This window comes from Enteractinococcus coprophilus (assembly GCF_006716305.1).
GTDB classification, from domain to species: domain Bacteria; phylum Actinomycetota; class Actinomycetes; order Actinomycetales; family Micrococcaceae; genus Yaniella; species Yaniella coprophila.
This window is the reverse complement of sequence record NZ_VFOU01000003.1, coordinates 585,325-605,975: the sequence shown is the minus strand read 5'-3', so window position 1 is coordinate 605,975 and position 20,651 is coordinate 585,325. Positions and strand designations below refer to the sequence as shown.

The 20,651-nt window shown below is 55.7% G+C and carries 18 protein-coding genes, 1 pseudogene and 1 riboswitch; of the genes and pseudogenes, 9 read left to right on the top strand and 10 right to left on the bottom strand.

The annotated features are described in order from the left end of the window. Positions 1-2 precede the first annotated feature (2 nt). Entirely contained in the window at positions 3-1,211 is a 1,209-nt protein-coding gene (locus tag FB556_RS10745) for an FUSC family protein (protein ID WP_170200446.1), read from the top strand. 39 nt (positions 1,212-1,250) lie between these two features. Here the strand turns inward: FB556_RS10745 and FB556_RS10740 are convergent, their stop codons facing one another. Continuing rightward, entirely contained in the window at positions 1,251-2,339 is a 1,089-nt protein-coding gene (locus FB556_RS10740; protein ID WP_141867500.1) for a hypothetical protein, read from the bottom strand. Between the two features lie 233 nt (positions 2,340-2,572). Between FB556_RS10740 and FB556_RS10735 the strand changes: the two genes are divergently transcribed. Beyond that, the gene (locus FB556_RS10735) at positions 2,573-3,355 is read left to right on the top strand and encodes an NAD-dependent epimerase/dehydratase family protein (RefSeq protein WP_141867498.1); all 783 of its coding nucleotides are present in this window, start codon (positions 2,573-2,575) and stop codon (positions 3,353-3,355) included. A gap of 325 nt (positions 3,356-3,680) precedes the next feature. Here the strand turns inward: FB556_RS10735 and FB556_RS10730 are convergent, their stop codons facing one another. Beyond that, positions 3,681-5,510, bottom strand: a complete 1,830-nt coding sequence (locus tag FB556_RS10730) for a DUF262 domain-containing protein (RefSeq protein WP_246057395.1) — start codon at positions 5,508-5,510, stop codon at positions 3,681-3,683. A gap of 565 nt (positions 5,511-6,075) precedes the next feature. Between FB556_RS10730 and FB556_RS10725 the strand changes: the two genes are divergently transcribed. The 5 genes from FB556_RS10725 to FB556_RS10705 all read left to right on the top strand — a co-directional run bounded on the left by FB556_RS10725 (position 6,076) and on the right by FB556_RS10705 (position 10,631). Beyond that, the gene (locus tag FB556_RS10725; protein WP_141867494.1) at positions 6,076-6,903 is read left to right on the top strand and encodes a hypothetical protein; all 828 of its coding nucleotides are present in this window, start codon (positions 6,076-6,078) and stop codon (positions 6,901-6,903) included. Positions 6,904-7,029: 126 nt separating this feature from the next. Then, a riboswitch (TPP riboswitch) is annotated at positions 7,030-7,139 on the top strand. Positions 7,140-7,175: 36 nt separating this feature from the next. Next, on the top strand, positions 7,176-7,859 hold the full coding sequence (locus tag FB556_RS10720) for a YkoF family thiamine/hydroxymethylpyrimidine-binding protein (RefSeq protein ID WP_141867492.1): 684 nt from the start codon (positions 7,176-7,178) through the stop codon (positions 7,857-7,859). After that, positions 7,856-8,473 (top strand): ECF transporter S component, encoded by a 618-nt coding sequence (locus FB556_RS10715; protein ID WP_141867490.1) that lies wholly within the window; start codon positions 7,856-7,858, stop codon positions 8,471-8,473. The genes FB556_RS10720 and FB556_RS10715 overlap by 4 nt, the downstream gene beginning before the upstream one ends. Further along, complete coding sequence (locus tag FB556_RS10710) at positions 8,470-9,888, top strand: ABC transporter ATP-binding protein (RefSeq protein WP_141867488.1); 1,419 nt, start codon at positions 8,470-8,472, stop codon at positions 9,886-9,888. The genes FB556_RS10715 and FB556_RS10710 overlap by 4 nt, the downstream gene beginning before the upstream one ends. Continuing rightward, positions 9,885-10,631, top strand: a complete 747-nt coding sequence (locus FB556_RS10705; RefSeq protein ID WP_141867486.1) for an energy-coupling factor transporter transmembrane component T family protein — start codon at positions 9,885-9,887, stop codon at positions 10,629-10,631. Before FB556_RS10710 ends, FB556_RS10705 begins: the two co-directional genes overlap by 4 nt. 384 nt (positions 10,632-11,015) lie before the next feature. On the opposite strand, the gene FB556_RS10700 is transcribed toward FB556_RS10705, so the two are convergent. Next, positions 11,016-11,468, bottom strand: a complete 453-nt coding sequence (locus tag FB556_RS10700) for a hypothetical protein (RefSeq protein ID WP_211344032.1) — start codon at positions 11,466-11,468, stop codon at positions 11,016-11,018. Further along, positions 11,452-13,107 carry a sodium/proline symporter gene (locus tag FB556_RS10695; RefSeq protein ID WP_211344031.1) on the bottom strand — a complete coding sequence of 552 codons (1,656 nt, stop codon included), beginning with the start codon at positions 13,105-13,107 and terminating at the stop codon, positions 11,452-11,454. The genes FB556_RS10700 and FB556_RS10695 overlap by 17 nt, the downstream gene beginning before the upstream one ends. Positions 13,108-13,619: 512 nt before the next feature. On the opposite strand from FB556_RS10695, the gene FB556_RS10690 reads away from it, so the two are divergent. Further along, positions 13,620-14,258 (top strand): phosphatase PAP2 family protein, encoded by a 639-nt coding sequence (locus FB556_RS10690; RefSeq protein ID WP_141867484.1) that lies wholly within the window; start codon positions 13,620-13,622, stop codon positions 14,256-14,258. Between the two features lie 271 nt (positions 14,259-14,529). Continuing rightward, positions 14,530-15,411: a hypothetical protein gene (locus FB556_RS10685; protein ID WP_141867482.1), complete on the top strand. Its 882-nt coding sequence runs from the start codon at positions 14,530-14,532 to the stop codon at positions 15,409-15,411. Positions 15,412-15,508: 97 nt separating this feature from the next. Here FB556_RS10685 and FB556_RS13890 read toward each other — a convergent pair. The 6 genes and pseudogenes from FB556_RS13890 to FB556_RS10655 form a co-directional block, all read right to left on the bottom strand. Continuing rightward, a pseudogene (locus FB556_RS13890) lies at positions 15,509-15,756 on the bottom strand (type II toxin-antitoxin system RelE/ParE family toxin); the annotation flags it as partial. A 23-nt stretch (positions 15,757-15,779) separates the two neighbouring features. Further along, positions 15,780-16,049: an antitoxin of toxin-antitoxin stability system gene (locus FB556_RS10675; protein WP_141867480.1), complete on the bottom strand. Its 270-nt coding sequence runs from the start codon at positions 16,047-16,049 to the stop codon at positions 15,780-15,782. 119 nt (positions 16,050-16,168) lie between these two features. After that, complete coding sequence (locus tag FB556_RS10670) at positions 16,169-17,008, bottom strand: oxidoreductase (protein ID WP_141867478.1); 840 nt, start codon at positions 17,006-17,008, stop codon at positions 16,169-16,171. Between the two features lie 435 nt (positions 17,009-17,443). Beyond that, positions 17,444-17,974 (bottom strand): type II toxin-antitoxin system VapC family toxin, encoded by a 531-nt coding sequence (locus tag FB556_RS10665; protein ID WP_141867476.1) that lies wholly within the window; start codon positions 17,972-17,974, stop codon positions 17,444-17,446. After that, positions 17,961-18,731 (bottom strand): hypothetical protein, encoded by a 771-nt coding sequence (locus FB556_RS10660; protein ID WP_141867474.1) that lies wholly within the window; start codon positions 18,729-18,731, stop codon positions 17,961-17,963. The genes FB556_RS10665 and FB556_RS10660 overlap by 14 nt, the downstream gene beginning before the upstream one ends. A gap of 462 nt (positions 18,732-19,193) precedes the next feature. Next, entirely contained in the window at positions 19,194-20,543 is a 1,350-nt protein-coding gene (locus tag FB556_RS10655; protein WP_141867472.1) for an MFS transporter, read from the bottom strand. Between the last annotated feature and the right edge of the window lie 108 nt (positions 20,544-20,651).

Sequence of the window (20,651 nt, the reverse complement as noted above, 5' to 3'; positions counted from 1 at the left end):
AGGTGTCACACCAACTGTCTTTGCAACGGGTCAACCGTCGACTGCGCCGAGAAGGGTGGACCATCGTGCAGCGTGCGGCCGCCGCCGTCATCGCCTTTATGCTCGCCCGGTGGATCGGGGACCACCCGGATGTCTTTTTCGCCCCCATTGCGGCCATTGTTTCGTTGAACACCGATGTCGGCGAGCGCGGCTTCAACGCCTTGAAGCTGCTCTTGGGGGTCGTGCTGGGGATCGTCATTGGCGAACTGACCCAACTGGTGGTCGGCAATCAGGTGGTGGCCCTGGGCATTGCCGCGCTGCTGGCAATTACTGTGGCCACGGTTGCCGGCGGATCTCGGCTGACGATCGCCCAGGCCGCCGCTGCCGCCGTGTTGACCATTGCCATCGCTGGTGAGGGCAACGGCTGGGACAGGTTAGTCGATGCACTCGTGGGCGCTGGAGTCGCACTGCTTTTCACCCAGGTATTATTTCCACCCAACCCGTTGCGGCTGTTACGTCAGGCTGAAACCGATGCACTATCCTCGCTTGCCCAGGGGTTGGATGCCGCAGCATACGCGATGCGCCACGACGACGCCGAGGCCGGACGTGATGCATTGACCCAACTGCGTCGCACCCGGGATCACCTAGCCGAAATCCATAATGTCCGACAACGCAGCCGCCGGGTCACCCGCCATACACTGACTCGTCGCGGCAGTACGCAACCGGTGGTTGCCGAAAATGAGAACGCCGGCTTCCTCGACTTGCTGGGTGACGGCACTGTCATGGCGGTACGCTTGGGACTCGACGGTGACCACGAACAACAGCAACGCCTGAGTCAACCCCTGTCCGTATGCGCGCGCCTCGTTAGGAACTTGGCGGCGGGTCCCGGCGATCGGGCCAATCGCCAGCAGGTCGTAGATGAGGTGCCACACTTGTTGGAACTTTTGCACGGCCTGGAGGTAGGTGGTGAAGATTCCGCCCAGACCGCCACACGTATCACGCGAGTGCTAATCTACGACATGATGCGGTATGCGGGGGTGCCTGCAGAAAATGCGCGCCAGGTGTTGGAGCAGGTGGTCACCGAAGCGGAAATTCCCGACGACGGCGCACAGGTCTCGTGGTTTAGGACAGTTTCCACCGGGCTGGCAGACGGCGCGAAATCCGTGGCAAGCCGGTTTCAGCGGATGCTGCGGCGTGGACCACAAGACCACGACTCACAAGACCTCGGGTGACGTTCGGCCGGGCTGAGGGGGCAGGAAAAGCCGCCACAGTTAGTCCTCGGAGCGTTCTTCTTCGGTGCTTTCTTTATACGTGTCGAACATTTTCCGGCGCTCATGCCACCGTCTACTGTAGGTTGCTTGGCGGATGGCATCATCCGAGTCGAAATTCGCCCCGAGGGCACCGGCGAGGGTGCCCAGCGAAGCCGCTAGCCAGGACAACCGGAAGTAACTTTCCAACCCGGCGGTGTGTTCTAGCTGGGAGGCCAAATAGTTTGCATCAACAATGACAATCGCCAATGCGAACAGCCCGATACATAAGATCAGGTAGGTCACCAGCACTCCCACCCCCACGGTGATCACGGTCGCGATATTATCCAGTGGCGTCTCCGGTGCTTTGCGTGACGTCCACAGGCCGTTGCGGTAAATCAGCCACATCGTCAGGAGTGCCACCGACAGTATGCCGATCAGCAACAGACGAATCGGATGGTGTGCATCGGCCAGGTCCCAGATGCTGCTGTAAAACACCCCAAAAGCACCGCTTGCCGCACCGGCGGTAATGAACCCAGACATCGCCCCGGGCAACCGAAAGGGCCGGTTGCCCCGCAGCATCCCGGCTAACATTCTGCACCGGCTCAACGGGCCCCGAAGCAGGACGAGTTGCGAGTTGCCCGGCAGCAGTTGGACCATGCCCTGGCGCTGAATGTCACGACCCACTGCCTGCGGATCAATGCCCTCGGTGGTACCAGACAAGGTCGACAACAGCGTCAGCACCAGCTCGAGTACCTGGGTGGGTAAACGGATCGCACCCAGGGCGGGCAGAACGATCAGTGCGCCCCGAGAGTGTGCCACAGTACGACACAGGATAGGTTGTTTATCGTGAAACGCGGGTAAATCGGTGAGGTAGAACACATAGTCCCAGCCGTGCCGCTCGAGGATTTTTGGCGCAAAGTCGCCTAACGCAACGTTCCCGTCGGGGCCCAGCGGTAGTTCCTCTTGAACATTTTCTACCTCCCACTCCTCGTCCGTTTCATTGCGCAGACGCATCGCGAGGTCTTCAGATACCCGCTGGGCGATATCCTCGGCCAGCCCCGGGTCGGCCATGAGTCCCACCGTCTTGTGGGATCGGTTGCTGTTAGCCAAAAAGACCTCCGAAAAATGATCGCCTCTCGTCCCGCGATAAGCGGGCTAGTGCTCCCAGTTCCACCGTCGCGCCCTCAGGTGGTGGAAGTCAAGCAGAACAAAGCGACCACTTCCCTCCAGTTCATGTGCCGTATCGCTTCATGCGCTGTATCGCACACAACGGGTAGACATGCGCGGCCGCGTGATGCGTATTGTGGAGCCACGAGAACTCCGCAACACGACGGGAGTCCACCATGGACCTGCCAATTCAAGCCCCCGCAGAGGGCCTCACCTGGATACCCAAACCCGAGGGCAAACGCATACTCATCACCGGTGCTGCCGGTACCGTCGCCAGCCTCATCACAGCCCAACTGTCGGAATCACACGAGCTGGTAGGCATTGACGCAGCACTCATCGAGAACAAGGATTTCGTCGAAATACATCAAGCTGACCTCGACGACGACGCACTGCTGAACCAGCTGGTGTCCGAAGCACACTATGTGCTTCACCTAGCAACGGGTGCTGCCGACGGGAAAGCTGGCCTGTATGCCATCGAAATCGATGCAACCAACCGCATCCTGGCCGCAGCAATCCAACACGGTACGCGTCGCGTGGTCCTGGCGTCGAGTAATCACGCTGCCGGGTGGTACGAACGCGAACATCTTGCCGGACGTAGTAACGGCCACGTGAAACCCTCAGATCCGCCGCGACCAGACGGTATGTACGGTGCGGCCAAAGCCTATATGGAAGCACTGGGCCGGTTTGCTAGCGATGCATCGGGCCTGCCCGTGAGCGTGCTACGTATCGGGACTATGCGCGCCAACCTGACCCTGGACGAACTCATTGCCTCAGACGAATTGGCCTATCTTGGCTTCGGCGAGTTTAGAACACAACGGCTCAAGCGCACCTGGTTGACCGGGGCTGACCTGGTGAGGATCTTAGCGGAAGAGTTTCGCGCAGTAGAGCCCTATCGACTCCGCTACGCCACGTCTTCACCCGAACAATACGAATGGGACCATACAGTATTAATAGATTAGCGGGGCACAGAGGGATCGGAAGAGGCTATAGGCTTTCCGGATGAGACGACGAGGTTCTCGGTTGGTGGCTCCATCCGCAAGCACGGCTTTATAGATGGGGTATAACGGCTGTTCGACGTATTGATTTGGTGGTTTCCCCGTCATGGACTTAAGCGGCTTGTGCCGCTATTAAGTATGAAAACAGTGGGTCAGGCACACGAACCGAGAGACGCGAGTTTAACAGCGTCAGCGAAAGCATTCTGTCTAGATGCTTTCAAGCGGATATCTATGTCTCCAGGAATCTGCAGATTAATATGGAAATCGGCGAAAGAAATCGGCTGAGCTCTTAATCAGAATCATCGCCTTCAGCGAGTTCCTCATCAAAGTCAACGAGAGCTGTCGTATTCGCAGTCGAAGGATCTGGGAGGTGAGACGTGAGTAAGTTGTGGATGCGTTCGGTCAGAATTGCACTCCGCTTATCGTAGAAGCTCATGAACTCTGTTAAGGAGTTAGGAAGAGACTGTGGTAGCGCGTTCCGAGCAACGAAAGCGCTGCGGTTTTCGAGCTCCGAATACTCTTCAACCAACCACCCCTCTGGTGTCTTGGCAGACTTGCCGATGTTCTCAAGACCAGGAAGAAGCTGAAGGTTGGGCAGACGATCCCTGCGATCGATGAGCTCGTCGATCTGTTCTGGAGCGAATCGTGGTGATCCATCGCCGTCCTTTTCACGGCGTAGAGTTCTTTTATCGAGTAACTTTGCGGGGAATACGTGATCAATGTGGAATTGGTTTCGCGTGTCGACGTGCGGAAACAGTGCTGCAAGCACTGCGAAGGTACGAGCCTTGCCATACTTCAGACTCAAAATATCATCAATTAAGGCGTCGGTAACAGTGAGCGGCTTACCTCGTAGTGACATCGCCCGCTCGATCTCAATGACAGGGAATGATGAATTACCCTGTGACTTGATGACCTCACGTAAGTCACGCAGCAAAGTGTCCAAGCCTGAACCCCAGACGCCTCGCACGATCAGGGAGCGTAGAACCCACGATCGAAGCGTCTCACGGTCGTCTCGAGTTTTGGGCGATTCGCGGTATGAGTGATCGAGGCCGCGGTGATGAACGTAATAGGCGACGGGGATGAGTACGCTATCTGCAGTGAGCGACCCACCTGATAGACCGAAGTCACTGAGTAGCCCAACGGCGACTTGCAGTGAGTTACCCATAGCATCCCAGCCGGCTTCGAGCTTGGCCATGTTGGTCGCTGTAAAGTTTTTGACCTTGAAGCCAATGTCGCGAACATCGGCCATCACTAGCCCCGACTTCAGCACAGTGTCGCGTGTGAAACTAAAGCCGTTGCCAGTCTGATTGAGGGAGTCCACCAGTCCATGGACTGCCGCTCGGGCGTCGCCCTCCCATTGAGCAGTGGCAATAGACAAAAGCAGGTCGCTATAGGAAAGAACTGTTCCTCCAGAGTTGACCCGGACAAAGATATCTAACACACGCTCGATATCTTGGTCATCCTCTTCATAGAAGTGGAGGCTGGCGGTTTTATGAATCGCGTCCCAGAGCTTGCTAGCCAACGCTGACGCGTACGGATCGTTTCCCACTCCGTGCTTGGCCAGCAGCTGTATAAAAGCCGAAGTATCTGATGCCTCGAAGACCTCGGGGACTGGTAGCCATCGCTTGTTCGGGTCGTTCGCCGCTCGTTCTACATCATCCTTCGTGAGGAATTGAAAATGATATTTGAGGCCGAGTTCGTTCTCTGGCGCTTCTTCTGCCAGATTTAGGTGAAGGGTGCGTACTGGATAGGACCACGGCTTGTTAGCCCAGCCACCATGATTTTTATAAGCGTAGGTTCCACGAAGCCCGATGTTGAGAGAAGTTAATCGCTGCTGACCATCGAGGACGGCAATTATCTCTCTATCTGCTGGAATGTCAATCACAGGGTTGTGGCGATTATCGAAGGCACTGTAATCCTTCATGAATCCATAGAACTTGAACTTGCTGATTGTCTCGGGGAGAACCTTCCAGGAAAGGAAGCTGCCGATTGGATATCCGCGCATAATCGAGTCGAAGACGCGGATGACCTGCCGTGGTTTCCAAACGTACTCGCGTTGGATCGCGGGCAGTATCAGCTGGCGATTCTGGATTTGACGCAATGCGGTGGCAATTGTCATCGGTACTTTGTGACCCATCCCAATATGCTACTTCGTGTCGAGAAGCTCCGAGTCTATGTTGCTGACTGGTGCTATTGTCTAGTTCGCTACGCGAAACCCACTGGTCATTGGACGCCACCGTCGCTATCGCGGGCTGGTTTCAGTCCTGTCTATTTCTCTTGGGGGCCGTCGACGTTGTATAGATGCCGACATTCGGATCACAATCTGCGGTAGTGCGGTTTCCTCTGTCTTCGTGACAAATGAACAAAGAAGGGTGATGCGGGTCTTGTGTAGAAAGCTGATGGACGAATACTCTGGGCAATGCTCCTGTCCTCCGTAGGGACTCAAAGTAGTTTGTTCACAAGGTTCGCCGATGCTGTCGAAATATAAGAAAGAGTTACAAGTGAAATCAAGTATAAAAAGGTGATTGCTTTCGATTACTTTTAGAGATTTGGTCACTGTCCTACGTGCTACGAAGCCTGCATGCTACGTTCGAAGGCTGGATATATCGGTGGATTCCAAGCGTTCGGCGAGGGGTCTCCCGCGATTATGAAATCTCACTACGCACCTCAAGATGGAGAGAACCATGAAACGTATGACCCGAAGCTTGCTGGCCGGGACCGCTGTTACCTCGATGATCGTCCTCGCCGGTTGTGGTGGAAAAGGCGTTGAAGACGTACCAGCACTGTCCGAAATCGATGACCTGATGTGGGAAACCATGCAGGAAGAAGGATCTGTCACGATCACCGCCGACGTGGAGATGTTTGGCAATACCGAAAATAGTGAATTGTTTAGCGGTGCCTCAGGTGAGGAAGACCTGAGCGCGACTATTTATGGGCCGCTCGATGGATCTGCGACAGCCATCGGATTTGGGGATAATGACCTCATGCGCGCTTTCGGCCAAGACGAGGCTTACATGGCCGGAGATGGTTTATTTGAACTCATTGGCGCTCAAGCTCTCAGTGATGCGGAACAGCAACAGTTCGACGCAGCGACTGAGGAATTTGCAGATACGTGGATTGATCTGAGCGATGATTTCTCTGACGACGCCGTTGAATTCAAGATCAGTGAGATCTTCGAGACTCTCCAAGACGGATGGAATGGCGAAGAAGATGACGATGACACAGTGGTCACTCGGGACGATATTTCAGATGAGGGAACTCATGAGGTTCGCGATGACATTGACGTGTGGGTCTACGAAGGTCAGAACGAAGGTCAGGAACTCGTCTTGATCGCAGACCACGATGCACCCCGATTTTATGAAATCTCCGATGACGGTCAGACCATGAAATTCAGCAAGTGGGGCGAAACTGAATCCCCAGAACGTCCAGAAGACTCGCAAGTCATCAGCCAGGAAGAAGCGCAAGAGCGAATCATGGAAGCGATGATGAGCAGCGCCATGAGCTCCAACTAACCTTTTATAACGCAACCACACCCCGGTCGGGTCGAACACAAGTTCGCTATCCGGCCGGGGTTTTCTGTTGCGCCGAAAAGCGCAACGTCGAACAGTCGCGAATAAAACCCGCTATGGTGGTGAACGACATAGACCCCGGGGTGCACTGAAACTGGTGCTGAGAGTGCGGAGATGCCGCAGACCCGATTCACCTGATCCAGATCATGCTGGCGTAGGGAGAGGTCCGAAGCTCTCGAGTTGTTGAGAGCCCGGTGGTCGGAAGGGAGACCACCGTGAGTGGTCCAACACCATCGCCCCAAACGTCCGGGGCAGAGCTGACACCCGAACACATCGGCATAGGGATGCGCATCAGCATTCACCCGCACGCCGATGACTTTGAACGCATCATCTTAGATGCCATCAGACATACCCACAACGTCCTGACACCCTACGGGCTCACCGAGGGGGTGGATATCCAAACCGGTGAAGTCTCGACCTACGTGGGCGTCAAAACCGGCGACGCCGCCCAAAAACTCGCAGCTTATGCGGCAACACTGATTCACTCGGTGTCTTTAGGGTCTGGACGACGTCACCTGACCAGCCACATTCTGTTGTCGCGTGGTTGCCCGGGTGGCGCATCCTGTGAACTTGTTCCCGGCGAAATGCCACCCGAAAAACGCGTTTACCTCGACAGAGCCGGTATCCCAGCGGTCGCTTCCTGGTCGCTCTACCCGCTGACCGACGGCAATCTACCGCACATGGAGCCGATCATGGACGCCATCCAAGAAGTCAAAGACTCCGGGCTTGAGGTCACCGAGGACCACTTCGCGACCACAGTGCGCGGCGACCTCTCCGGTGTGCTCGCCGTCATATTCAACGCCTGGGCCAAAGTCGGCGAACACGTCCCCCACGTCGTTTCGCACATCTCAGTGTCGTTGGATTCTCCAAGCGCCCGGACCACAGGTGGTGCAGCATGACCACCACCGCACAACAGCACTCTACCTACCGCAACCCGTATGACAGCCCGTTTAGATGGCAGCTGAAAGACCTCGTGCTCGTGGTCGTGCTGGGCGTGGTCTTTGGGTTTGTCTACTGGGCACTGGTTCAAGCCTGGAACGGCCTGGCCATTGCCATGGGCCCGGCCGGCGATCTTGCCCAACACTTCTTATTCGGCGGGTGGCTGTTGGTTGCACCGCTAGCCGTGGCCATCACCCGCAAAGCCGGATCCGGGATCCTGGCGGAAATCATCGCCGCGGCCATGGAATTCGTGTTTCTGGGCTCGCCGGCGGGCCCCATGCTACTCATCGCCGCATTTCTACAGGGTCTCGGCTCCGAGTTGCCCTTTGCCATCGGGCGCTATAAGAAATTTGGCATCACCCGGTACGCGATCAGCGGGTTTCTTGGTGCCTTCTTAGTCTTCTGGTGGTCTGCCATCCGCTCGGGCTGGTTTGGCCAAGAGATCTTCCTGCTGCGCCTGGGCATCCAAGGGGTTTCGGGCATTCTCCTGGGCGGCATCCTGGCCTGGGTCTTAGTCAAAGCCATCCAGAAAACCGGTGTGGTCGATAACTACGCCATCGGCAGGGCACAATGAGGTCGACCCCGACACCGTTAGTTGAGCTGCGCGGATTCACTGCCGTGGATCCGCGCAGCCAGCGGGTGCTACTGGAAGACATCAACCTGACCGTCGACCACGGGGAACAACTGCTACTGCTGGGCGCATCCGGGGCCGGAAAATCCATCCTGCTGAATGCCATCCGCGGGGTCATCCCGCACTCGGTCCCACTGCACATCTCAGGTGACTGCTTCGTGGCTGGCAAACCAGTCATCACCAACACCGTGGCCGATCTCAGCCGGACCGTGGGCAACGTGCCCCAGGACCCACACGCCAGCATCACGCTGCCATTAGTGGAAGACGAAATCGCTCTGACGCTCGAAAACCACGGGGTGGACCCAGCCGAAATCGGGGCACGTGTCCACAAGCTTTTAGCATCCGTGGACGCCGACCACCTGCTGCATCATCGCACCCAGAGCCTGTCGGGCGGCTGGATTCAGCGCATCGCTACGGTCGCAGCTCTGGCAGCACAACCCAGTGTGGTGTTGGCCGATGAACCGACCTCGATGCTCGACGGCGCAGGTGTCGCTGCGGTGATGCAGGTGCTCACCGAACTCACCGGCGACGACGGCGCGCTGATTCTAGTCGAACACCGGCTGGATGAGCTCGCCGAGGGCCCCGGCCTCCCCGAACGCACCGTGGTGATTGATGCCGGCCGCATCCAAGCCGATGGCCCAACCCGCCAGGTGCTTACTGAACACGCAAACCAGCTCGAAGCTAACGGCGTGTGGACCCCGGGTGTGCGCCTGCCCGAATACCCCACCTCAACGCTGACTGACGCCGCCCCGCTCCTGCGCGCTCGCAACCTGACCGTCCGCCCGGCACCGAAGGTCGATCCGATCGTCACCAATATTGACCTGGACATTCACGCGGGGGAGCGGGTCGCGGTCATGGGCGCCAATGGCACCGGCAAAACCACGCTGCTCATGGCACTGGCAGGCCTGCTGCCCGTAGACGGCGACATCACCGGGCGCCCACCGGTCATGGTGTTCCAAAATCCTGAACACCAATTCCTCACCCATAGCGTGCACGATGAACTACGTTTCGGCCTGAACACCGATGCTGCCACCGAAACCGCCGTGCAGAGACTCTCCACTGCACTCGGTATCGACCACCTGGCCGAACTCAACCCCTTCCGCCTATCTGGTGGAGAAAAACGCCGCCTCTCGGTCGTCACCGGCCTGCTCGCCGCTCAACATCGTGCCGAACCCACGGTCCTGTTAGCCGATGAACCCACCTTCGGCCTGGACCGTGCGGCAACCACCACCATGCTCGACGAACTCACAGCCCACGCCAACTCCGACGGCGCGGTCGTGATCATCACCCACGACCACCGCCTCGCCGATGCCTGGGCCACCCGCACCATCACGGTCACCCAAGGAGCCCTGGTATGACCACCCTGACCCTCCAACACCCCTCCACCCTGGTCGAACCCGGAGCCATAACCCGCTGGAATCCTTCGGTCAAACTCATCACCCTGTTTGTGGTGTCCGTGTCCATGCTGTTCATCTGGGAACCCATCCGCCCCGCCCTGCTCTGGGCAGCCCTGGTGATCATCGCCCTGACCATCGGCAACGTCCCCGCCCGCTGGCTAGCTTTCGCCCACATTCCATTCATAGCCTTCGGATTCGGCCTATTCCTGGTCAACGTGTTGGCCCGTGCCGAGGACGGCGTTGTCATCGGGGCGGCGCTTGCGGGCAGGACCCTGGTCATCGGGGTCGCATCCATCCTGTTTCTGACCTCGACCGCGCCCGTGGATCTGATGCGCTCGCTGAATCAGAACCTCAAGCTGCCCGCCTCGATCACCTTCGCCGTGCTCGCCGGTTACCAGTTACTGCTGGGCCTGCCCAAAGAATGGCAGACCATCCGGGCAGCACAAGTCATGCGCCATGGCGGAGCGAAGCTGAATCGCAAAGGCAAACCCAAGCTCACGATCAAAGACGCCGGGCGGCTGGTCTTCACCGTGTTGATCGTGGCCCTACGTCGCTCAGAAAGAATAGCGACGTCGCTGGAATCCCGCGGCTTTGGACTCAAACCACGCACCGTGTATCGGCCCATCCGTGTGCATGCCGGTGACGTCGTAGTGGGCCTGGTCGTGTGTCTGTTCGCCGTGGCCTACTGCTTGCCGTGGATCTAGGAGAGTGGCACAAACTTCATCGACTGAGCGTCATGGACTACTCACCACCGTTCTGTTGGCGGCACATAAACGGTGGACATCTTCTGCAGACGAGGTAACGTAGCCGGATATGGGCGCGTTTTTCAAGATGTGGTGGATGTTCTGGTGGCGAATGAGCGTGGTTACCTGGTATCTGGGGTATAACGGTGTCGGACCGGGGTTTCTTATCAGTGGGATGATCGCAGCAGTTATCGCGTTTCAAGCTCAGAAGACCATCGTGATCTTTCCCGTCATTCAGCAATTCTATGGAGACGGTGCTATCCAAGACCGGCGCCACCGTGTTAAACCACAACGGTCCTCCCGGAGTAGTCGGAGAGGACCGCTGGGTTCTTCTCAGTGAACCGATTACTGGTTTAGCTCGATACCCTTGACCGAATCGACCAGCAGCGTTTGGTTCTTGGCGTCCTGCGTGTAGAAGAACGCCTTATACGTCTCTTGTTGCTTGACCACCTCGATGCCAGGTTCCTTATAAATCTTGTATTTATGCCGCAACCATCGAAACACCAGATTCTGAGCCACCTCAATGGCGGCGTCGTTGCTGATTAACCGAGGGACGAGTGCATCATCACTGATCTCGATCTCGTCGGACTCGGGGAACATATTAGATCGTGCGGCCTGGCCTTTGACCAAATCTACGGTGATGGCCGAATAGACTGTTCGGGGCGTGAGAAAGAGTCGAGGGACCTCAATCTTGAACCCCAGTAGCAGGTTCGGATAGCACACGATATCTCGGCCCGTCAGGTCGTACGGGGTGTTAATAAGACGAATAACACGCGAGCCGCTAGGTGGCTGATCCAAATGCGGCACTCCCTTTCACGGTGGTAAACGGACGCGCCACAGTCAGTTTCTTGTCCAATAAATCGCGCACAATGTGCTGATCGGATTTCAATTGCAGATCCTCTTCAGCCTGCAAGCTTTTCAGGTAGGCATAATCCGAGGCGAGGAACGACGGTGTACCTGTCGCATTTTTCTCGTTGTAGTCGGCCCACATCTTTTCGAAATCCTCATCGTGGGGTGCTTGAGTGAGCAGACTCACCACGACGATGGTAATCAGCGCCGCGATAAATGCTGGTCCACCTTCGTAGATGTCAATGGGTGGCCAGAAGTACCACAAGATGGTTACTACGGGACCAACGATCATGCCGGCGATGGCACCCCATTTGGTCACGCCTTTCCAATACAGCGACAGAATGACTGGTGGTCCGAAACAGGTGGCCAGCCCCGCCCAGGCGAATACCGCCAGCCAGAAAACCGAGTCGAAGGGGTTGAGCGCGATCAATATCGCGACAACACCGATGACGACGGTAGAGATTTGAGAAACCACGATAGTCTTCTTCTGGCTCAGCTTGCCCTTGTAAAACATCTTATTCCACAGATCTTCGGCAATGGATGACGAGGTGATCAGCAGCATCGAGTCAATGGAGGACATCAAGGCTGACAGGGCGGCGGCGATAATCACGCCGGCCAGCCACCAGGGCAACAGCTCTAAAGCCATCAGTGGGAAGATCTCTTCGGGATTATCGATGTTCGGGAACAGGGCCGCACCAGCAAGACCGATCAGAACGGCACCGTAATATGCGATCATCATCCAAATGATCCCAATCAGGGCGATCTTCTTCACATCACGGGTGGTACGCAGTGCCATGTAGCGAACCAGCACGTGGGGCGCACCGTTGAAGCCGATACCAATAAACAGGTAGCTGATGATTGCGATGAGCCCGGCAAAAGTCAGCGTGGGATTATCAAAAAATGGTTTCAGGAAATCAGAACCCATCGACTCCGTCAGGGTATTTCCTAACTGAGTGAATCCACCGACCTTGGTGATCCCCACAATGGGAAGCACGACAAAGGCCACGGCGAGCAGTAGACCTTGGATAAAGTCCGTGATGGCCACTGCAAAGAAGCCACCCACCATCGTGTACAGGGTAGTGACAACCCCACCGACAATGACACCCGTGACAAAGCTCATGTCGAGTACAGCTTCAAACAGGATGCCAAAAGCTACAAATTGTGCACAGATATAGACCGTTTGAAACACTGTCATCATCACGATCGAGACACCGCGCATAATATGTGAATGATCTTGGTATCTGGAGGATAAGTAATCCGGGATCGTTAACGATTTGAGCAGCTCAGATAAGCGCCGAAGCGGTTTGGCGAAGAAAACCCAGTTGAAGATCGAAAAGACACTCGAGACTGCATTCCACGCAGCACTCATGCCGGAGGAATGCGCTTCGCCTGGCAGACCAGCCGTCATAAACCCGCTGCTCTCAGAAGCCTTTTCGCTCATCGACAGGACCCAGGGACCAACTCGGTTGCCCCCGAGGAAATAATCCGAGGAGCCCTGTTGACTGGTCTTAGCTGACCAGATTCCAATACCCAGCATCAAGACCAGGTACAGAACAAGGATGATTAAGATGCCCGTTGTTTGTTCCACATCAATCCCTCGATCCAGTTTCTCGTTGAAGTAGCTGGTCTTCGAGTCGTTCCTTCTTCAGTTCTCTGAGGTAAAAGAGAACCACTGATGTGATCATCAGAATCGGTGGAACGAGCAATATGAGCCATCCAGACACCGGAAAGCTGTCCATTTCGTCACCTGCTCCATGGTAGGGAATTGTTGTTTCTATACGGTCGTGGGAAGTAATCTCACTTCTAGAGCAGCGTGAGCTGGCTCATCGTCCCCCAGGCTAACTGATCACCAATAACCCGGCCAGGGAGAAACTCCGGTGAGCACAAGAGTCTTAGTAAAAGATTCCAGTGATCGTTCAAGCGCCGATGCTTGCCCAGGTAGCTCCGATAGCCGTGCCGCGTGCGTAGTGACCGAACCTTAGGGCTTTCGGTTTCTCACACGTCGAACCAATTGGGCGCCCATGCTTCAAGCGCATTAGAGTTAATACGATGATGTGCGCACATCAAGCGCACTGGTAATGGCAAAGGCGTGAAGGCATTTTGGGGACACGACAGATCGTTGGACCGGTTCTAATCTGGCTGCTAGTCGCAGCAATCATCGGCGGGCTCATTGAAGTTCCGCAGTGGAGTGCTGAACTGTCCCAAACCCTGGCTGTAAAACCCTGGATTGGCATCGGCGAGGTGATCTCACCGATCGCCATGATCATCCTGGCTATCAGCTACCTCGGCATGCTCATCCGCACCTGGGTACTCAACGAGAACCTGGCGTTTATTCGGCTGATTTTTGGTGGTCTCACCACGCTGGCCATCACCGTTATCAGCTTTGTCCTGCAAAACACCTACGGCAAACCCCGCCCATGCCACCTTGAAGAACTGGGTGGCACATGTCCGCCCGATGCCAGTTTCGCCTACCCCTCGAGCTTTGCAGTCATTGCCTTCGCGCTCGCCGTTGGGATTGCATACTCCGTGCCGTGGACGGCGTATTTGGTGTTCCCATTGGCCATCTTGGAAAGTGTAGCCAGTGCGCTGGCTGGCGAACAGTTCCCACACGATGTCGTTGCCGGAGCTGCACTCGGTGGACTGGGTGCCATCGGGCTGCTCTACATGTTCATCAAGATCCAAACGAAAATGGCCGACCACCTGTCGGCGCGCAGAGGGCGGCTCTCAGCAGCGGAGTAACAGCCAGCGCAGGAGGTCAGCGACAGGTAATCCATGACTCGTGGCAGGCTCGATGACGGCTATGACTACGCCCTTTAGTGTTGCGCTTGTCCAACAATCGTCTAGTCATGACGAACGAACTTGGCGTGTCCGCTGACCCTGTTCGTGATGTGTAGCACAATAAGTATTGTCACTACACAGCATAAATCGTTGGCTCGAACATTCCTCTCAACCTCAAGAGTGCAGTGTTCTAGACCAGCAATTTCATTTATTGGCATGTCAGGAAACAGCAATGAAACTCCGGCCAGTATTATCCGCCAGCGCCATCGGCGTCCTGATCGCCACCGTCGGCGCACTCCCATCGTTTGCTACCGACGACGAAACTCCCCGGGAAAGGGAGGTTTCAGTCACGCCAGTCGCGCCCACCCCTGACGTTGAAGATGACCCGACTCCGAGCCCGAGTGGCGACACTGAATCAGCCTCAGAAGACGCACCTGAAGATGCCCCCGGCGACGAAGACCCGGAAGAAGACGATGAGACTCAAACTCCGCCGGCGATCGAGTATTTGCTCGAATCAACGGCAGAACCCACAGTAAGACCAAGCGTCCAGGCGCCGGAACCATCACCAGTCACGACTGAAACCCAGACGGCATTAGAATCTCTCACCAGCCCGTTCGCGGTAGCTGAACGTGGTTCGAACGAAGCCGACAATACCAGGAACGGTGCCGCAGCGAACAACCCCGCAAGCGCACCTGAAGGGTTCCTCTTCGGCCCGCAAGATGTGCCGCTCATACCGGCACAGGCACCCTTCATTGGTACCGACGCCCTGGTCCAGGCGCTGCTTGATACACAGAGTCCTGATGACGTCGCACCGGTTGAAGAACGCACTACGGGTACGAACGAGGCGCCAGGACGGGTGGAATCGCGACGAATCGTTCGACCCGATCAACCCACGGACGCTGCACCTCAAGAGAGCGTCTCGAATCCTCAAGAGAGTCCTTCCAGCCCAGAGGACGCCCGTGCGGAATCGACGGAAGATACCCGCTCTGCCCCGGAGGATAGCCTCGTAACTACCGGCGCTGCATCCGCTTTACTGGCAATCGGCGGGATCCTGATGATTGCAGGTGGCGCCGGGATCTTGTTCTGGCATCGCCGTCTCCAGCAACTGAGTTAGTCGGCACAGTTAGGCGTAGTCGGTGGGGAGTCCCAAGAATTCCCAGTCCATGAGATCATCGAGTTGTATTCGGATGCAAGAAAGGGCGATGAAAAATTTACTCCGGCCAGAGTCGTGAAGTTTGCGCGATCGCTAGTATCCATACTTCCTGACCATTGACCTCATAGACGATCCGATAGTTGTGAACTGGAAAAGCTCGCGCGTACCCGAAACCAAACCAGGTTTCCCTAGCTCGGGGTACTCGGCGAGGTTTTCCACAGCATCGGCGAAGTCTGTGTCAACTCGCATCGCGGCGCAGATATCGTCAGAGGTGATAAAGTCCCATATGGCGTCTCGGTCGCTTAACGCTTGTGTCGATCAGACTACTCTCATTGGCTGTCCGGCCGCCGCGCAGCATAATTGACACGAACCTCTTCGTTACTGATACCCTCTCCAGCGCGTAGCGATGACCGAGCCGATGCGACCTTTTTCTCCAGAAGGGTTTCATACTCCCGTGCGCGACGTTGTTTCTCGACATACTCCCGCATCAACTCACGAACAACCTGGGAAGCCGGGCGATGCGCCTCAGCAGCCTCAGCGACGAAGGCGTTGCGTAACTCCTCGTCTAGTTTCAAGGTGAAAACTGCGTCGAGTTTCATGAGTGACCTCCGGTATGAATAACGTATACACAAAGTGTAGTCCACGTGGAGGTGGGATGAGGAGACCGAGAGCTAACCCGATCGATAATTTCACTGCTAACTATGTTATGAAAAATGGGTCACATATCAGCGCGGTTGTAATCTGTGTCCAGTCCCAGGTACTCCCAATCCATGAGGTCATCAAGCTGCTGATTGAGATCTGTCTCGGCGAGCTCAAGCGCCTGTTTGCCGAGCACCAGGCGCATTGGGGGACTCTCCTGTTCAGCAAGCGTGATAATGGCCTGAGCCGCCTTGACTGGATCGCCGGCTTGGTTGCCATCCAACGTGTCGGTTTCTTTGCGACGCTGCCCTGCCGTTTCGGCATATGCTGCAATCGGTTCGGCAGACTGCTGCAGAGAGCGCCCCGCGAAATCGGTGCGGAAGGGGCCGGGTTGGACGATAGATACGCGAATACCCAGCGGGCCAACTTCTTGCTGGAGTGCCTCCGACGTTGATTCCAGTGCTGCTTTCGTTGCCGCATAAAAACCTGAGCCCGGGCTACTACGCTGCGCTACGATCGACGAAATGTTGATGATCATCCCGGAGCCGCGCTCCCGCATCCCCGGCAGCACCTCTTGGATCATCGTGACCGCACCGAAGTAGTTCGTCGCAAATAACTGCTGAATCTGGTCGGGTTCGCCCTCTTCAACTGCAGCACGATATCCATAGCCTGCATTATTGACCAGCACATCAATCCCGCCGAACTGTTCGGTCGCTCCATCAACGGCAGAAGCGATCTGTTCTGCGTTGGTTACATCCAGCGGTAGCGTCAACGTGGTGTCTGGATATTGCTCGGCAAGCTCCGTAAGTGTCTCAACATTACGTGCAGTGATGACGGCGTTGTGTCCCGCTTCGAGTACCTGCTGGGCGAGCGCGCGACCCAGCCCTGTGGAGCAACCGGTGATAAGCCACGTGGTCATGATGATCCTTTCGGATGACAATGAGGTTCTAGTGGCAGACTAACTGTCCCGTATATGCGCTGGGTACCGATGAGCGGCTGAGAATCTCCGCAAATTTTTCAGGTTAACACCAAATGCACAATGTGAGGATCTGCAGAGTCCACTCACACGACACCGGTGCTCGTTTTTACCGGTATTGTGTATCTTCGTTGGGCCTGCAGAATATTTGGCCGAAGAGCTTGGATACACAGAGGTCTGCTGTCACCTGAGAAGACAGTGTGGCTGCATCTTCACTGTAAGAAAAGGGAGCCGATTTGCCGTCAGATACTGCTTTACGTACATAATATCTTCGGATTCAATACAAATCCGAATCAAGTTTCCGGTGTACCGCAAATCTTCTAACTTAAAGCCCGGGCAGCATGATATCTAGAATCGCCCGCCTGTGAGTGCTCTCTTTCATTTTCTCAACTGAATCACGTTCGTATCACTAGGAGCAAAGAGTTCGTATTGAGTTCCGCTTTCCCACGGAAGTTTAGACGAGTTATTTCTGATATCTTCCAAGCGGAATATTTTGATTCCATACTCGTGTTTGAAGTCTCTGTCGAGAGTCACTAGCCAGTCACACCTGTTTAAAACTGCCGTTGCTAGGTGAATAGCGTCTGGCAGTCTCATTTTCTGACTGAGCCGGTATTCTGTAGCTTTATTTATAATCGGGAGACTAACATCCTGGAGCAGTACCTTACGAGACTGAATCAGGCTCCGAATGGCTTCCAGCTTCCTCTCACGTTCTGCACTATCTGAGACTCCAGCAGATTCTGAGATTTTGAAAACTTCACCCAATACGATTACTGATTCGACTAGCATCGCTTCATCTTCATCGATCATACGTAGGAGACCGTCGAGCCGCCGAGATTCGGGCTCGTTTTTAATAACGGCGAGTAGCGCAGAGGAATCGATAAGTACGCGAGGGATATCAGGCTTTGCCATGCGGTCCCTCTAGAGCATCCTGCCCATGAATGGCGTCTAGATGCTCAGAAATTGACATGTTTCCAGTTATCTCAGGCATATACCCACGTAACTCGGCCCACGACAGTTTGGGTTCTTCTACGACCCGTATGTCATCAGCGGAAACATAATAAGTCTGGCCTTCGTCATTTTGTCGAATAAGCCCCTCAACTTCGACAAATTGAAGCAGACCGTCGCGCATCTTTTTAGCAAGGCCAGAAGGAAACTTTACGTGGATGACACGCCCCCCACCATGAGGTTTAATTGACCCCCTATTTCCCCGCGTCACATTAAACCCAGTGAGTGTTCCTCGGACCGAGCCATAGAACTCCCGTACCCAGGGAGTTGCGTTCTCTAGACCTTCGCTGAGCTGTTGGTCTAGATACACGACGCTCCCATGTCGCTCAAGTTTTGCATGCTCACCAACCTCGCGAACCATATTTTTCGCCGTCTTGATGGCGTTAGGATTCCAATCACTGGGAGCAGATTGACCAGATCGAATTCTACTGAGTCCTTCAACCGCTGACCTGGTTACCACGGCGCCCTCGTGCCTGTGCTGTTCTGATGCTGCAATGCCTGAAACCGCAGATCCCAATTTGAGGTCCGTAAACACCCATTCGAGCGTGGCCGTTTCAGAAAGATCATCTAGGAGTTCGAGAAGGCGCATGCCTGCCGTAAAAAAGTGCGCTGGATTAGCAGCCCGTCCGTCATCGACAGTTAGTCTTATGTCCGCATCCACGCTTGACACCTCCCGGCGGTAATTTGTGGGTGCCCCAGCCCAACAGAAACAATTAAGAAATCTACTGTTAGTCGAAATGCTATCAGTCAAACACTTGGACTTCCATGAACGGTAGTTCTCTTTGGAGTTACTGAAAAAGTCAGTTTGAAGTCTCCTCGCTAGATGATTTAACGGCCCAGCGTAATGGCGAAATTCGCGGATTCCTCTAGTATGCAGCGAAAGAAAGCTAGGGTTTTGGCCTGGGAGACTGCACGGCTTAATGCTTAATCTTTGTGGATGCTGGGAGCGGGGTTGGTACCGTTAACCGTGTTCGGTGGGCTGCTTTGATATCCCGCTGGCCCACAATGCGTATCACTATAGGATGTGCAGACGTCACCATGAAAACAGAAAGGCCGACACCACCAACGTTGCAGCTGGATGGTGCCGGCCCTTGTTCCCTGGCGACAGGACAATGCCAGGAGTTTATGAGACAGTCACAGAAACTGGTTGTTCTTCGGTCACTTCTTGTTTGACCGGACGAGCCAGCATCATGATCAAACCGGACAGCAGGACGCCGCCCAGTGCAATCACGATCGTGGCGTTGCTCAAACCAAAGTTCGCGGTCACCAGTGCGGTGAGAATGAACCCACCGATCACAGCACCCGGCTGGCTCATCGAGACGATGAAAGCAGACCCGGTACCACGGCATTCCGACTGGAAGCATTCGGCCTGGAAGTACATGATGGCTGCGTATGGGCCCAGCAGGAAGAACAGCCCGATCATGTACATCGGGACAACGAATGCGGCATTGCTTGGGCCTAACATCATCGCGGTAAACGCAATACCGGCGATGATCCAGCCGAAGACAATAACGTTCTTGCGGCCGAATCGGTCACCGAGCCAGCCGTGGGTCAGGTAACCCAGTGCGCCGACGATGTTGGCAACGATAATCATCAGCAGGGCGCTGGAGGCGTCAACGCCTTTACCGGTTTCCAATACGGTCGTGCCCAGCACGGAGAAGGTCTGAATGCCCATCCAGTTCAGGATCCAGGCGAAGCACAGCACCAGGGTGTTGCGGCGGTGGAGCTTGTTGAAGATCATTTTCAGTGGAGCTTCGGTGTGCATCTTCAGGCCAGTGGCATCTGAGATCGCCTGGGCTGCTTCCATATTCCCGGCCTTCTGGTAGGCCTTCATCTGCTTCATTGCATTGAACTGCGGGGTTTCTTTGAGGAAGAAGTAGATCAGGCCAAAGGCAACGGCGGCTGGGATCATTGAGATCAAGAATGCCAGGCGCCAGTTTTCTGGGCCGAACCAGGCGGTCACCAGGCCGACGAAGCCTGCTGCCATGAGCGCACCGACGGGCCATCCGGTCTGGACGAACGCGTAGATGAGTCCCTGGTTCTTTTTGACTTTCTTGTCTTCTGACAGTGCGAAGACTTCATTCAGATACGTGGCATTGACAGACTGTTCGGCTAGGGCTACACCGGATAGGGCGCGGATCCCCACTAGGCTGACGGAGCCTTGGGCTAGCGCGCTGGCGCCACCGGCAACGGCTGAGCCGCCGACGGAGGCCATCATGCCTTTACGTCGCCCGAGTTTATCGATCAGTGGGCCAAACAAAATGATGACGAGGAAGACTCCGGCGGATACCAGGGTGGAAACTAACAGGGCGTGGCTGGAGTCCCAGCCGAAGCTTTCTTCAATACGGGGGAGCAGGGTGCCAAAGAGAATGTAATCGTAGACCGCGATGGTCCAGGCGAAGAAGGCGATGAGCGTGACGAACCGCGTTTCCTTCAGGCTGATCTTACGAAATGCGTGGGCGTTATCTTGCATAACGACTCCTTGAGTGAGGGCTTCAATGAAGAAGAAAACGCATAGTGTTGAGGTGTGGCCGTGAAGACGTGTGAAAAAGGTGTGGGTATGAGGACCCGCGGGGAGCAA